The following is a 13,511-nucleotide window of genomic DNA, read 5'->3' on the forward strand; positions in this document are numbered from 1 at the left end:
GGTGGCGCTGCGGCAGAGCGAGAAGGAGGCAGAGCTAGCGGTTTACTTCTGCAAGCAGAAGATCGCCGTGCTGGACCTGCGGGAGGGGACGGTGCGCCCCAGCCGCGGGTGATTCGACTGCGGGAGGAGAGTCGCCACCGGCGACTCTCCTCCCGCCCCCCACCAGTGTCAAGCATCTGTCCGAACACCTGTCAGGGATGTCTCCGGCCTTTACAACTGCCTGGGGGAGGGGAGACCAAAAGCGCGGGTGGTGAGGTCATCGTGCGGGAAAGCTATGAACGACGCCCCGCCCGCTAGTCGAGCCGCCGCGGCGGGCGTGGCGCCGAGCCACCTGGCGCCACGCCCGTGATCGACGCAACCCCAACCGCCACCGTGGAATAGGCTCCCCTCTCCCGCTCGCGGGCTACCCATTAGTCACAAGTCAATGTAGTGTATTTGGATAAGTGACTTATGGCGGCACACCAGGGGGCGAGGGGTTGATGATCGAGGCGTGGGTGGAGAACGAGCTCGGGAGCGTGAATCTGGGAGATCCGCGCCGGAACCGGCGGGTGAAGCAGACGGTCCAAACGTTCTGGAATCGGCCGAATGCCTCGATTCCGGAAGCGAGCGAGTCGGTGTCGGAGATGCAAGCGATCTACGACCTGGTCTCTGCGGGGACGACGCGGGTGGAGGCGATCCGGGAAGCGCACGCGGAAGCGGTGGTTCGGCGCGTGTCGGGTTGCGAGGAGATCCTCATCGCGCAGGATTCGACGGAGCTGAGCTTCAACACGCTGCGTTCGACGGAGGGGCTGGGGCCGCTGAGCGGCAGATACAGCCTGGGGTTGATGATGCACACGGCCTTGGTGATCGATCCGGCGGGTGTGCCGCAGGGCGTGCTGCACCAGGCGACGTGGGCGCGGGACGCGGAAGGGGGCAAGAGGCAGAGCCGGCGAGAGCGGCGGATCGAGGAGAAGGAGAGCCAGAAGTGGCTGACGACGGTGCGCGTCTGCGAGGAGCGGCTGCCGGAGTCGATGAAGGCGTGGATCATCGGGGACAGCGAGGCGGACATCTATGAGTTGATGGCGATGCCGCGCCGGGCCGGGATCGAGCTGCTGATCCGGGCGACGCACAACCGGCGAGTCCACGCTGCGGAAGGGCTGGAGTACGTGTGGGAGGCCGCCGCGGCGGCACCGGTGACGGGACGGATCGAGGTGGAATTGAAGCGAACGCGCCTGCGGAAGGCGCGCACGGCGGAGTTGGAGGTGCGGCTTTGTCCAGACGTGCAGATCTTGCGGCCGAAGCACAAGCAGAAGAACACCGCCGTGGAAGCCGTGTCCGTCAGCGTGGTCCTGGTGCGTGAGGTCGGCGAGGTGCCGCCGGAGGAGAAGCCGGTGGAGTGGCTGCTGGTGTCGACCAAGCGGCTGGCGAGCCACGAGGAGGCGCTGAGCGCGGTGAGGGCGTACGTCGAGCGCTGGAAGGTGGAGCGCTACCACTACACGCTCAAGAGCGGCTGCCAGGTGGAGAAGCTTCAGCTGGAGCACGCCGATCGGCTGAAGCGAGCCGTGACGCTCTACTCGATCGTGGCGTGGCGGCTGCTGCTCATCACCTATCTGGCGCGTACGAGCCCGGATCTACCGTGCACGACCGCGCTGGATGAGGAGGAGACCGAAGTGCTGCACCGGATGGCGAATCCAGGGAAGCGGCGCCCCGCGCAGGTGGCGAGCCTGCGCGAGGCGGTAAGGCAGATTGCCCGGCTGGGTGGCTTCCTGGGCCGCAAGGGCGACGGAGAGCCTGGGGTGAAAGTGCTCCGGCGAGGACTTCGCCGCTTGGCCGACTTTGTCCTCGCATACCGAACTCTGCGCGCACCGACTTGTGACTAACGGGTAGCGCAAGCGGGGGACGGGGCGAGCCTAAGCGAGCGGGAGAGGGCGTCCGCCGATGCGAATCGACCCTCCCCCACGCGTTCGTGGGGAGGGTCGATGCGGCGGAAGGCGGCGAAGGTGCGCCGTCTCGCCGCGATCCTGGCGTCCTTCGCCTATGAGGCGGCGACGGCCGGCCTTCCGCGCCGCATCATCCCGCGGATCGCGTTCCATTCGCCGCTGCGGAAGAAGCGCGTCAGGTAGAGCAGGACGGGGAGGGCGAGGATGAGCGCCAGCTTGATTCCCAGGCCGGTGCCGGAGAGCGGGCGCACGCCCTGGCCCGCGATCCACCGGTCCGCGCCGTACAGCGCCGCGACGATGACGCCCAGGTGCGCCATCCGCCCCCACTCGTACGGCACCGGGTAGACGCGGTTGGACTGCCAGGCGCCCAGCGCCGCCATCAGCGCGTACGACGCCGGCGTCGCCCAGGCCACGCCCACCATCCCCCAGCGGCTCTCGGCCACGATGCAGATGGCGATGTTGAGCACCGCGCCCACGCCCGCGATCCACGGCAGCGCACCCGTCTTCCGCTCGATGTACAGCCCCGCCGTGACCACCGTGTACATGCCGCTGAACACGTAGCCCAGCAGGATCACGGGCACGATCCCCAGCCCCAGCCAGTACGCCGGCTTCACGTAGTGATGCACCGACGGCACCTCGCTCAGCGACGGCAGCAGCACCGAGACGGCGAGGAAGACGGCCGAGCAGATCAGCATCAGCGCCGTGAGCACGCGCGAGAAGAGCTGCGGCGCACCCGGCTGGCGGCCGTGCTGGAGGCTGAACGGCGTCCACGCCATGCGGAACATCTGCACCACCAGCAGCATGGCCACGCCCAGCTTGTAGTTGAAGCCGTAGATGCCCACCACGTCCTTCGACGTCATGTGGTACACCGAACGCGCCACGCTCTCCGGCAGGTAATTGAGCACGATGCGGTCGCCGTTCTCCACCAGCATCACCGCCAGCATGGCGGGCATGATGGGGAGCGCGTACGCCCACAGCGGCTTCCACTCGGCACCGCGCAGCAGGCCGGGGCGGAAGAAGGCGAAGATCTCGCCCAGGAACAGCGCCAGCACGGCCAGGTTGGCGGCCAGGTTCGCCAGGAAGATGGCCTCCACGCCCCAGTGCACGTACCCGATGAGCACCACGTTCAGCCCCACGCTGATGCCCACGAACAGTAGGCGGAGCACGGCGTAGCGCATGGACCGGCTGGTCATGCGCAGGTGGGCGTACGGCACCGCCAGCAGCGCGTCGGTATAGACGATGGCGACCATGTAGCGGAACGAGGTCACGTCCAGCTTCGCCCACGGCGCCATGCCCGGCGCGGCGAGGAACGCCAGCGCCGCGATCAGCCCGCCCACGACGAGCACCATGGCGAACGACATGCTGAAGGCGCGCTGCCGCTCCGGCAGCGGCGCGTCCTTCACCGACGCAGCGGCGCGCATGTACGCCACGTCCATCCCCAGGTACAGCGCGATGGAGATGATGGGGATGTACGAGTAGACCACGCTCTGCACGCCGTTCTGCGCCGGGTTGAACTGGTGCGCGTAGTACGGCTGGAGCAGGTAGCTGAGCAGCCGCCCCACGATGGAGCTGAGGCCGTAGACCAGCGACTCGCTGCCCAGGCGCTTCAGCTTGGCGCCGAAGCCGCCGGTGCTGCCCGCCGCGTCGGCGGGCGGGGTGGCGGGGCCCGCGTCGCCTTCGTCGGGCGCGATGGGGCTCTGCTCGGGTCTTTCGCTCATCCGCTGTATCCGTCCATGGCGCGGGAAAGCCCGCGCCGGTCGTTCGGCAAAGGAAAACGCCGCGTACGCCCGTGCGGGCGCGGCGCGGCGCGGCGGAGAAGGCGCCGGAAGGCGCGGCAACCTAATGCAACATGCATGCACCGGGAAAGCCGCGCCTTCCCGCACTCCAGTCCTCCGCCGTTCCCGCCTCCGCTCTTTCGTCCCATCGACGCACGACGATCTTGCCGACGCGTCGGGGTGCGATTCATCGCATCCGCGACTTTCCGCCGCGCCCCAATCCGTTCGTATGCCTCGTATCTCCCGATGCGGCGCGAAGATGCCGCGACTGCATCCACGAGTCGCACATCCCAAGGATTTCCGGCTGTTCGTCTGCTCGACCGGCCGATTTCCATCTACCGAGACTGCGGCCCTTGATCCTGACGTGACGTGAGGACTTAGACTATTGCCGTGGCCACGAGAACGACCGGACCGGGAGGGTGGATGAAGACGAAGGAAAAGCTTCGGAAGGTGGGCGAGCTGGCGCGGGAGACCGGCATCTCGGTGCGCACGCTGCACTGGTACGACGAGATCGGGCTGCTGTCGCCGTCGCACCACACCGCGAGCGGCCACCGGCTGTACGCGGCGGGCGACATCGCCCGGCTGGCGCAGATCCGGTCGCTGCGGGCGCTGGGCTTCACGCTCGGCGAGGTCCGCGGCTGCCTGCTCCAGCCCGGCTTCGCGCCGCGGGGCGTGGTGGGGCTGCACATCGAACGGCTGCGGGAGCAGATGGACCTGCAGCGCACGCTGTGCCGGCGGCTGGAAGCCATCGCACGGCACCTGGACGCGGCGGAGGAGGTCTCCGCCGGCGAGTTCCTCAAGACGATCGAGGGGATGACCATGCTGGAACGATACGTTACGCCCGAGCAGATGGCCGAGCTCCACGAGCGCGGCGCCGCCCTGGGCGACGAGCAGGTCCGCGCCGTGGATGCCGAGTGGCCAGCGCTAATCGCGTCCATGCGGGCGGAGATGGACCAGGGCACCGACCCGGGCGACCCGCGCGTGCAGCAGCTCGCAAGGCGCTGGCGGGAGCTGCTGAACGCCTTCAGCGGCGGCAACGCCGAGGTAGAGGGGGGCGTGGCGCGGATGTACAAGGAGAACCCGGATGTGGCCGCGCAGTATGGCCTGGACGGCAAGCTCTTCGAGTACGTCTCCAGCGCCTGGGCGGCGGACCCAGGGCCGGGCTGAGTCGACGGCGGCGCTGCGCGGAATAGTGTCGAAAGTGCAGTATGGCGAACGGGCGAGGCGTTCATAAGCGCCTCGCTCGCCCATCTCGCATCAGCATCGCGGGATGAAGTGGATCACGAAAGTTTCCACTTGGGTTACGAAGTGACTCACTCGACAGAGAAACTACGCGGATTTCCGTTGGTGCGCGTGGAGGGAGTGTCACGGCCGGGATGGCCCATCCCGCAGAACTGCCTGAGGGCGACGGTGCATCTCCAGAGCTGCAAGCCGTTCGGCGGCTTCGGGATACGGTCGAGGTGGGTGAGTGTGGAAGGCGATCCTGCGCGATTATGCGGGGTACGAATGGCGGGCCGGGTGCGAGGGTGCGCCCGGCCCGCTTCCCCGTGCCGTTCCGCGGAGTCTCCCGTGATCCTTCCCATTCGCTCGCTCGTCGTTGCGCTCGCCGCCGTCGTCTCTGCTGCCGGCATGCGCGGGCTGCCCGCGCCCGTCGCTCGCCCTGTCGCTGGTCAGCTGTTCGCGGCGGACGAGACGGTGCCGAGCGGGATGCGCGTGTACGTGCGCGGCGCGACGTGGGCGGATTCTGCGGATGCGGACTCGGCGGGGGCGTTCGCGCTGGCGGTGCCCGCGGACGCGGACGACGACAGCGTGGAGATGCGGATCACGGCGGTCGACCCGGCGGACCGGCGGTTCTACCCGGCCGTGGCGCGGCTGGCCCGCACCGATCTGACGCGGAAGCCGCGGTTCGTGCTGGTGCCGCGCCTGTGGACGGTGCGCGGCGGCGTGTTCGACGGCGCGAAGGTGGACGTGCGGCTGGACCGCGCGTTCGAGGCAGACTGCCGCGACTGCTCCAGCTTCTACGCGCGCCGGTGGCTGCGCGGCGACCGCGACCCGCAGGGCCTGGCGAGCTGGCCGGAGAAGAAGTTCCCGCTGCGCGTCGCCTTCGACCGCGACTACTCGGCCGAGCGGATCACGGCGCGCGACTCGGCGGCGTTCTGGGGCGGCGTGCGCGGGCTGGAGGACGACCTGGGCGCGCATCTCTTCCGCCCCGTGCCGTTCGGCGAGACGCTGCCGCAGGGCGACGGGCCGGACGACGTGATCCTGGTGTGGATCGAGCCCACCATGCGTTTCGCCGGGCTGGGCAACACCGTGTCCGGCGCGCCGGGCAACATCAGCTACGGCTCGGTGCAGTTCAAGCACGCGTCGCTGCTCGCCGGGCCCAACGTGAACGGGCTGGTGGGGCACGAGATGCTGCACACGCTGGGAATCGGCCACACCTGCGCCTGGCCGTCGGTGATGGCGGACGCCACGCGCTGCCCCTCGCTCAAGACGGAGACTCTCACTCCCGACGACGTGGCCCACGCGCAGCTCTTCCTGCGCGTGAGCGCCCTGCGCCGCGAGCACGGCGCCCGCTGGGGCATCGAGGCTGCGTACCTCGGGGCCCTCCCCAATTCATCCGCCACGCACGACGCGTTCGCCGCGCGCGAGTAGACCGGCGACTCGGTAGATGTAGGGCGGAGGGGCGAGATGCCAGGCATCTCGCCCCTCCGTTCATCCCCCGCTCGCCGAACGCACCGCATCTCCCGAATCCGCGGCATCTCGGCTGATGCGCGGCGGATGTGCGCGGCCGCTCAGAACTCGCGCGCGTCCAGGACCTCACCGGTTCGCTTGCCGGCGACGCTCTCCACGTAGGCTCGCGCGACGTCGGCGGCGGGCGTGCCGTCGGCCGGGTCACGGCCCATGGCTTTGAGCGTCTCGCTCACCCACGGCGGGCTCACCACGTTGACGCGGATGCCGCGCGGCGCCTCCAGCGCCGCCGCGCGCGCGAAGCCCTCCAGGCCCGCGTTCACCAGGCTGATGGCGGCGCTGCCCGGCATGGGCTGGGTGCTCAGCACGCCGCTGGTGAGCGTGAACGAGCCGCCGTCCCGCACGTGCGCCATGCCGATGCGCAGCAGGTTCACCTGGCCCATCAGCTTGTTCTCCAGGCTGAAGCGGAAGTCGTCGTCGCCCAGCTCGGCCAGCGGCTTGAACCGCGCGTTCCCGGCGGCGCTGACCACCGCGTCCACCTTGCCCATCTCGTGGAACAGCAGGCGGATGGAGTCCGGGGCGGAGAGGTCCACGTGGTAGTCGCCGTGCGTGTAGCCCACCTTCACCACGTCGTGCCCGCCCGCCAGCGCCTCCGCCACCGCCTGCCCGATGGTGCCCGTGGCACCGATCAACGCCACTCGCATCCGCATTGCTCCTCGCTCACGTTTTCCGTCCGGCGTCGCGCCGGTGCCGTCCGCAGCTTGGCACCCCGTGCCCCGCGGCGCAACCCGACAAGCGTCGGGAGATGCGGGTGCGGGGACATCGCGTCCGCCACACCACGCATCCGCCAGAACGCGAGACGTCCGCCCGGCGGGTTGCCGGAGCGGACGGTTTGCGCTGCCTGCGTGCGTGCCGCGGCTTAGTCTAGCGGGCGGGCTCGGGCTGCTTGGCGCGGGCGGCGGTCTTGCCCTGCTCGCTGAGCACGTCGGCGACGGCCAGGATCGCGCCGGTGCCCAGCGCGAACGCGAGCGCCGTGCCCATGCCGCGCTGGCGGCGCGCCGGCTGCGGCAGGCGCGGGGCGCCCCCGCGGGTGTGGAGCGCGTTGCGGGTCATGCCGCGCGCCGCCTTCGACGCCACGCCGCCCAGCACCGCCCACATCAGCTTCTTCCCGATATTCGCCACAAGTCCCTCCCGTGTGCGGGTTTGCCTCACCGTCGAGCCCGCCCCCATTGCACGGACCGCGCCACCACGCATCCGCTGTCCCGCTTCCAAAGCCTGGCGTGACGCGCTGTTCGCATCATCCGGAACTGCATTGCTCACGCGGAGCCGCGGAGGGCGCGGAGAACGGCAAAAGACGAGAGTTGTTCTCCGCGTTCTCCGCGACTCCGCGTGAGGCCCGTCGTATCGGACCCGCCGAGAGGATCGGAGAAGGAGGATGCGGCACCCGACTTCGCCCCCGGCGCCATCTCGATTCACATCTACCGAAAACCTCAGTGCTTGGCCGGAGCCCCCGCAGGCACCGAGTCGGGCGACGGAGGGGTCAGCGGCGGCGGGATCGTCCAGCGGCGCTGGTACTCGCGCGGGCTCCACCATTCCCACGGGTTCTCGAACATGCTGAACACGCTGAGGCGCGCGCCGCGGAGGGCGGGGCCGTACGCCACCATGGCATCGCCGTTCCAGAGGAAGGTGACCGGCTGGTCGCGGATGACCTGCACGGCCGCGTCCTGCCACAGCCGGTTCGCCTCGTCGCGGCTGCGGGCGTGCTGCGCGCGCTCCGCCAGCGCGGCGTACGCGGGGCTGGCGTACGAGGTGACGTTGGAGTCGCTGCCCTTCCCGAAGGCGTAGGTGAGGTCCGGGTCCAGCTGGATCGCCCAATTGCTGAAGGCGGCCTCGTACCTCCTGCCGCGCAGCAGGTCCACGTACGCGGCGCCGTCCACCTCCTGCATCCCCATCTCGATCCCCAGCTTGCGCCACTGCGACTGCGCGTAGACCGCGGTGTCGTGCGCGCGAGAGTTGCCGGCGGCCACCAGCATGGTGAACCGGAACGGCTTGCCGTCCTTCTCCAGCAGGCCCTGCGCGTTCGGCTTCCAGCCACGGGCGAGGAGGATGCGGCGCGCGCCCTCCAGGTCGTACGCCAGCGGACGCATGCGCGTGGAGTCGAAGTACTCGCGGTACGTGGGCGGATACGGGCCCGCCGCGGGGCGGGCGAGGTCGGTGATGCCCAGCACGCCCAGCAGGTGCGGCACGTCCAGCGCCATGCCCAGCGCGCGCCGCACCTCTGCATCGCGGAAGGCGGGCACGGTGAGCGGATTGTAGGCGAGGAAGGTGTAGTTGCGCTGGCCCACGTGGTCGAACCGCGCGGACGGCATGGTGCGCTGCAGCTCCCGCATCCGCTCGATGGTCACCGCCATCAGGTCCACCTCGCGGTTGCGGAAGGCGACCGTCACGGAGGTGGGGTCCGGCATCACCCGGCCCACGATGCGGTCCAGGTGCGCGCGCGGGCGGAAGTACGGGTTGCGCTCCAGCGTGAAATCGCTGCCGTGGCGGCGGCGGCTCACGAAGAACGCACCCGACACCGGCATGCGCCCGCTGTCCGGCTCCGCTAGCGAGGGATCGTCGTGCAGGCGCTCGGGCGCGGCGGCGCGGTACTTGTGCGCGGGCGCCACCGGGTGCGCGGAGAGGAAGACGTCCTGCGGGTTGTAGCGGCCGAACCAGAAGGTGACGGTGCTGTCGTCCTGCGCCGTGACGGAGTCGATCGCCGCCATCATCGGCTCCCGCGGCGACTGGTAGCGCGGGTCCTTCAGCGCGCGGAACGTCCACACCACGTCTGCCGAGGTGATGGGCTGGCCGTCGCTCCAGCGCAGGCCCTGCTTCATGTGGTAGCGGAGCGCGCTGCTGTCCGGCGTCACGTACTCCGACGAGCGGGCCAGCGCCATGGGGTTGCCGTCCATCTCGTACGTGAGCTCCCCGTCCTTCCACGTCGCGCGCGCGAGGCCCTGGTACAGCACGTCGTCTAGGTCGCCGTCCACGCTGCTGGCGAAGAAGAGGGGAAAGGGCCGCACGAAGTCCGCGTCCACCGCCAGCACCACCGTGCCGCCGTCCACGGGCTCCCCGGTGCCGTCCGCCACGCGCGCGGGCTTGTGGGCGTCTCCCCCGGAGCACGCCGCGAGGCAGAGCGTCGCCATCAGCGGCGGGATGGGACGGCGGTGGGGCATGGGAGGCTCCGGAAGGGGAAGATGGGCCGGGCGACGGAAACGCGCGCCCGCGTCCCGCGCGGCTGCGGGGGACGGAGCGGAGTGCTTCCCTGCGTGGTCCGCGGGCGCGGACGGCTCCGCGCCCGCCGCGAAGATGCGGACCGCGCGCGGGATGGACGGATGGAGCTTTCGGTCGTTCGCGGATTGTATTCTTCGCTCGTTTGCACGTCAAGCCGAATCGCACGCCCCGTGGCGCCCCGCTCCCGCTGGCGCGATGCAGTCGCGGGATCGCCTCACGGCGGGCGGCGCGATGGGGATGGGAGATGCACACCATCCCATCCCCCTGCGCCTCGTGCCCTCGTTGCCGCCGACGCTGCCCGCGCATCTCCCCTGCATCCCGCGGATGCGAGGCGCCGGGGACGGCGAAAATGGACACCAGCGCGCCTGAGTCGCGTCCTGCTACATCCCGACGCATCGTCGACGAGTGTAGATGCGTGTCCGTCGACGCTGTTCCGGTCTGCTGCGAAGGCGGAAGCGGCGGCATCTACCGCTTGTGCGTAAACTCCGCATTCGCAAGCAGATGCGGCGCGGATAGCCACTGAGAAAAGGCGCTCGTAACTCGCCTTCCGGGGAACAGGTGGCGGGCGGGATGCGCGGTTCGCATCCGATATCGGGTGTCTGGGGACAGTCCGTGTTGCGGGGGCGCGAAAAACCTTGTGGGAGCGTCCATCTTCGGATAAGTTCCGTCCACCCCCACTGGATGAAGCCCCGTAATCCCCACCCGGTTACGCAGGCACACCTTCCGGTACGCGTCCCGCTTGTTCGGACGTTCGATCGTGGCCCTCTACGCCCGCGGAGGTAGGTAATGCAGCGTTTCGCCCGTCGATTTGTGGTGGCACTCGTACCGGTGTTGAGCTTGCTCGGCGGTTGCGGAGAAGCACCTACGCCCATGGCGGCCCCCCACGCGAGCCTGGCCCTGCCTGCCGAAGCCTCTCCGCGGTTCTCCACCACCGGCGGCGGCGGCACCGCAGACCTGCGGCAGGTCGCCCGCTACACCGTGCCGCCGTCGGACACCGTGGGCTTCGTCAAGTCGTGGATCGGGCCCAAGGGCGGGGTGGTGCGCTTCCCCGGCAACTTCGTGATCGAGGTGCCAGCCGGCGCGGTGGACCGCGTGACCATGTTCGAGATCCACGTGTCGCGCAGCGGGCCCGAGAACGGCTACGTGGTGGGCGAGTTCAAGCCGCACCAGAACTTCCTGCGCACGGTCTTCGTAGAGCTGCCGCTGAAGAACACCACTGCCGAGGGCGGCGCCGCCAGCGTGCTGTGGTGGAACTCCGCGTCGGCCTCGTGGGTGAACGTGGGCGGCACGGCTACCCGTGACGGGCAGCGCGTGCGCACCGAGGTGAAGCACTTCTCCACGTACGCCACCACGGGCAACGGCGCCAGCGCCGGCTCCACCACGCTTACGGCGGGCGGCTGACCGCCCCTCACGATCTCTTCCCCCGCGGACTCGAGCGTGTCCCTCTACAGATCCGTCGCTGAGCTGGGCCGGTTCCTGGTCCCTCTCGGCGAGCTGGACGGCGTGCGCCTGGCCCTCTCGCAGATCTCCGAGCCCAACCCCGCCAACGAGTGGGACGGCTCGGGGAGGTACATGACCCTGGACAAGCGGGTCGTGCGCGAGGACCGCGTGGACGCCGCGCTGGCCGAGGAAGAGACGAAGGTCCACGACTACATCCGCCAGGTCTTCGCGACCGCGCGCGACACGCTGCACGCCGCCTACTCCGGCGAGCCCGCCGAGGCGGCGGCGCTCTGGATCCAGATGGGCGAGCAGGCCGAGTCGCGCGGCGCCTTCGACCGGGCGCTCGTCTTCTATTCTACCGCGGCGAACCTGAACGCGCCGCTGCGGGACCGCGGGGTGCAGGTGCTCGCCATCCGCCGCATGGCGCGCGCGTACCTGGGCCTGGGCAGCTTCGAAGAGTCGTTCTGGCACTACCGGCGCAGCGCCGAGATCGCGGCCGACTGCCGCGACCTGAAGGCCGAGGTGATCGCCAAGACGGGCGCGGGAAACGCGCTGGTCCACCAAGCCCGCTACCGCCAGGCCGAGGAGATCTATACCGAGGCGCTGAACCGCGCCGGCACGCACCCCGAGCCGGCGGAGCTGCAGACGGAGCGGGGGCAGCTGCTCACCAACCTGTCGCTCACCTGCATCCGCCAGGGGCGGCTGGACGCGGCGCACCGCTGGATGGCCGAGGCCGCCGAGGTGTGGCGCGGCGTGGACTCGCCGGTGGACCGCTCGCTCATGGAGCAGGTGCAGTCGCAGCTGGCGCTGGAGGAAGGCGACCTGGCCGGCAGGCGCAGGCACCTGGAAGCCGCGCTTCAGCTGCCGGTGCCGCCCGCCATGCGCGCCGGCATCTCGCTGGACCTTGCCGAGGCGTGGCTGGGCGAGGGCAACGCCATGTACGCCCTCCAGTGGGCGCGCGAGGCCGAGGGGCTGGCGCTGCAGGGCGGCGCGGTGGGCCTGCTGGCGCGCGTATACCGCGGCCTGGGCAACGTGGCGCGCGACACCGGCGGCGACGGCGTGGTCTTCTACGAGAAGGCGCTCCAGCTCGCCCAGGAGAAGCGCCTCCGACACGAGGAGGCCGAGACGCTGCTCCAGTACGCCCGCCAGCGCGCGCGCATGGGCGGCATCGAGGAAGCCCGCGACTACGTGGCCACCGCAACGCAGATCCTGGAGGAGTTGGGCCTGCGCCCCCACGAGCGCGCCGCCGAGATCCTCGCCGAGCTGGACGCCGAAGCCGCCGCATCATAGCAGGGGGCCGGAAATCGTCAGATGTACAACGAAGGGGCGGGACCGCATCGACGGTCGCGCCCCTTCGCCATCCTTCCACCTCGCACCCGCCTATCTCCGCGTAGGGGTGCGATTTATCGCATCCGGAACCCCCCCGCCACGCAGACGACCGGCCGGCGCGCCGCATCCCCCGTCCGTTTCCCTCCCCGCTCACCCCGAGTCGGCCGATGCGCCGCCCTCCGGCCTCGTGCGCAGGAAGTTCAGCGCCGTGACCGTCATCACCACCTCTCCGCGCTGGTTCAGCACCTCCACGGCGGAGCGGACGATGCCGCGGTCCGGCTTACTGCGCGAGCGGCGCGCCTCCACCACCGTGACGCGGATCGACAGCGCGTCGCCGGGGCGCACGGGCAGCAGCCACCGCAGCTCGTCCACCCCTGGTGAGACGAGCGTCGCCACGCGCGCGAGGAAGTGCTCGGTGAAGAGGCGCATCATCAGCGCGGCGGTGTGCCACCCGCTCGCTATGAGCCCGCCGTACTCCGTCTCCCGCGCCGCCTCTACATCCGTGTGGAACACCTGCGGATCGAACCGCCGCCCGAACGCCAGCACCTCATCCTCCGCCACCGGGATGGACGGAGAGAGATGGACGTCACCCGGCACGTAGTCCTCGAACCACCGGTCTTCGGGAGATGCGGAGAAGGCCACGCTGGGCAGTGTGAAGAGTTCCTAACGCATACAGCCCCGCCGAGATGCTCGGCAGGGCTGTGCTTACGGGTCACGCCGCAGAGCGCTTACCCGACCTCGATCAAGCTACGGCGACGCGCCATCCGCTCATCGATCTGGCGGATCGCACGGTCAGCCCGGTCGAAGTTCTGGCTAAAACGCTCGAAATCCGGTCCGACGCGGGCAGATCGTGCGTTCTCACCGATCTGCAGAAGCTTTTCCATCATCTTGGGATCGACCATGTTGCTCCTCCCGCGCCCCTTCGAGGTTCCCCAGCCGTGCGTCAAGATCATCGATACTCGCCTGCAAACCCTGGATCAGAGCCGCCATGGTGGGTGAAATATCGGCGACCTGTCCGCTCAGAATATCGTGCTTCTTGGATAGAGAGTCAAGCAATTCGCGGACCTCGGAGAGCTTACGTTCTTGG

12 protein-coding genes are annotated in these 13,511 nt (G+C 69.8%); 5 read left to right on the plus strand and 7 right to left on the minus strand.

Annotation, left to right across the window (positions count from 1 at the left end; genetic code table 11):
• Window positions 1–479: 479 nt before the first annotated feature.
• Window positions 480–1,859 (plus strand): IS4 family transposase, encoded by a 1,380-nt coding sequence (locus tag VFE05_11935; GenBank protein ID HET6230772.1) that lies wholly within the window; start codon window positions 480–482, stop codon window positions 1,857–1,859.
• 155 nt (window positions 1,860–2,014) lie between these two features.
• On the opposite strand, the gene VFE05_11940 is transcribed toward VFE05_11935, so the two are convergent.
• Complete coding sequence (locus VFE05_11940; GenBank protein HET6230773.1) at window positions 2,015–3,637, minus strand: lipopolysaccharide biosynthesis protein; 1,623 nt, start codon at window positions 3,635–3,637, stop codon at window positions 2,015–2,017.
• 480 nt (window positions 3,638–4,117) lie between these two features.
• On the opposite strand from VFE05_11940, the gene VFE05_11945 reads away from it, so the two are divergent.
• Window positions 4,118–4,861, plus strand: a complete 744-nt coding sequence (locus VFE05_11945) for a TipAS antibiotic-recognition domain-containing protein (protein HET6230774.1) — start codon at window positions 4,118–4,120, stop codon at window positions 4,859–4,861.
• A gap of 402 nt (window positions 4,862–5,263) precedes the next feature.
• Window positions 5,264–6,346, plus strand: coding sequence for a hypothetical protein (locus tag VFE05_11950; protein HET6230775.1), 1,083 nt, complete (start codon window positions 5,264–5,266; stop codon window positions 6,344–6,346).
• Window positions 6,347–6,486: 140 nt separating this feature from the next.
• Here VFE05_11950 and VFE05_11955 read toward each other — a convergent pair whose 3' ends face one another.
• The 3 genes from VFE05_11955 to VFE05_11965 form a co-directional block, all read right to left on the minus strand.
• A complete protein-coding gene (locus VFE05_11955) occupies window positions 6,487–7,086 on the minus strand; it encodes a short chain dehydrogenase (protein ID HET6230776.1) in 600 nt (199 codons plus the stop codon).
• Window positions 7,087–7,306: 220 nt separating this feature from the next.
• Window positions 7,307–7,564: a hypothetical protein gene (locus VFE05_11960; protein ID HET6230777.1), complete on the minus strand. Its 258-nt coding sequence runs from the start codon at window positions 7,562–7,564 to the stop codon at window positions 7,307–7,309.
• 308 nt (window positions 7,565–7,872) lie between these two features.
• Window positions 7,873–9,597 (minus strand): ABC transporter substrate-binding protein, encoded by a 1,725-nt coding sequence (locus VFE05_11965; protein HET6230778.1) that lies wholly within the window; start codon window positions 9,595–9,597, stop codon window positions 7,873–7,875.
• A 928-nt stretch (window positions 9,598–10,525) separates the two neighbouring features.
• On the opposite strand from VFE05_11965, the gene VFE05_11970 reads away from it, so the two are divergent.
• The gene (locus VFE05_11970; GenBank protein HET6230779.1) at window positions 10,526–11,056 is read left to right on the plus strand and encodes a hypothetical protein; all 531 of its coding nucleotides are present in this window, start codon (window positions 10,526–10,528) and stop codon (window positions 11,054–11,056) included.
• A 36-nt stretch (window positions 11,057–11,092) separates the two neighbouring features.
• Window positions 11,093–12,385, plus strand: a complete 1,293-nt coding sequence (locus VFE05_11975; GenBank protein ID HET6230780.1) for a hypothetical protein — start codon at window positions 11,093–11,095, stop codon at window positions 12,383–12,385.
• A 189-nt stretch (window positions 12,386–12,574) separates the two neighbouring features.
• Here VFE05_11975 and VFE05_11980 read toward each other — a convergent pair whose 3' ends face one another.
• The 3 genes from VFE05_11980 to VFE05_11990 form a co-directional block, all read right to left on the minus strand.
• Window positions 12,575–13,066, minus strand: coding sequence for a MaoC family dehydratase (locus tag VFE05_11980; GenBank protein HET6230781.1), 492 nt, complete (start codon window positions 13,064–13,066; stop codon window positions 12,575–12,577).
• 86 nt (window positions 13,067–13,152) lie between these two features.
• On the minus strand, window positions 13,153–13,326 hold the full coding sequence (locus VFE05_11985) for a hypothetical protein (GenBank protein HET6230782.1): 174 nt from the start codon (window positions 13,324–13,326) through the stop codon (window positions 13,153–13,155).
• Window positions 13,283–13,511 (minus strand): hypothetical protein (locus VFE05_11990; GenBank protein ID HET6230783.1); only part of this gene is annotated, 229 nt, incomplete at its 5' end. The genes VFE05_11985 and VFE05_11990, both read right to left, overlap by 44 nt.

The organism is Longimicrobiaceae bacterium (genome assembly GCA_035696245.1).
Lineage (GTDB): Bacteria > Gemmatimonadota > Gemmatimonadetes > Longimicrobiales > Longimicrobiaceae > DASRQW01.

What these genes read in the sequence shown, in the direction of transcription:
- VFE05_11935 (HET6230772.1), top strand. Translation starts at nt 480, where the DNA reads ATGATCGAGGCGTGGGTGGAGAACGAGCTCGGGAGCGTGAATCTGGGA.
- VFE05_11940 (HET6230773.1), bottom strand. Translation starts at nt 3,637, where the DNA reads ATGAGCGAAAGACCCGAGCAGAGCCCCATCGCGCCCGACGAAGGCGAC.
- VFE05_11945 (HET6230774.1), top strand. Translation starts at nt 4,118, where the DNA reads ATGAAGACGAAGGAAAAGCTTCGGAAGGTGGGCGAGCTGGCGCGGGAG.
- VFE05_11955 (HET6230776.1), bottom strand. Translation starts at nt 7,086, where the DNA reads ATGCGAGTGGCGTTGATCGGTGCCACGGGCACCATCGGGCAGGCGGTG.
- VFE05_11965 (HET6230778.1), bottom strand. Translation starts at nt 9,597, where the DNA reads ATGCCCCACCGCCGTCCCATCCCGCCGCTGATGGCGACGCTCTGCCTC.
- VFE05_11970 (HET6230779.1), top strand. Translation starts at nt 10,526, where the DNA reads ATGGCGGCCCCCCACGCGAGCCTGGCCCTGCCTGCCGAAGCCTCTCCG.
- VFE05_11985 (HET6230782.1), bottom strand. Translation starts at nt 13,326, where the DNA reads ATGGTCGATCCCAAGATGATGGAAAAGCTTCTGCAGATCGGTGAGAAC.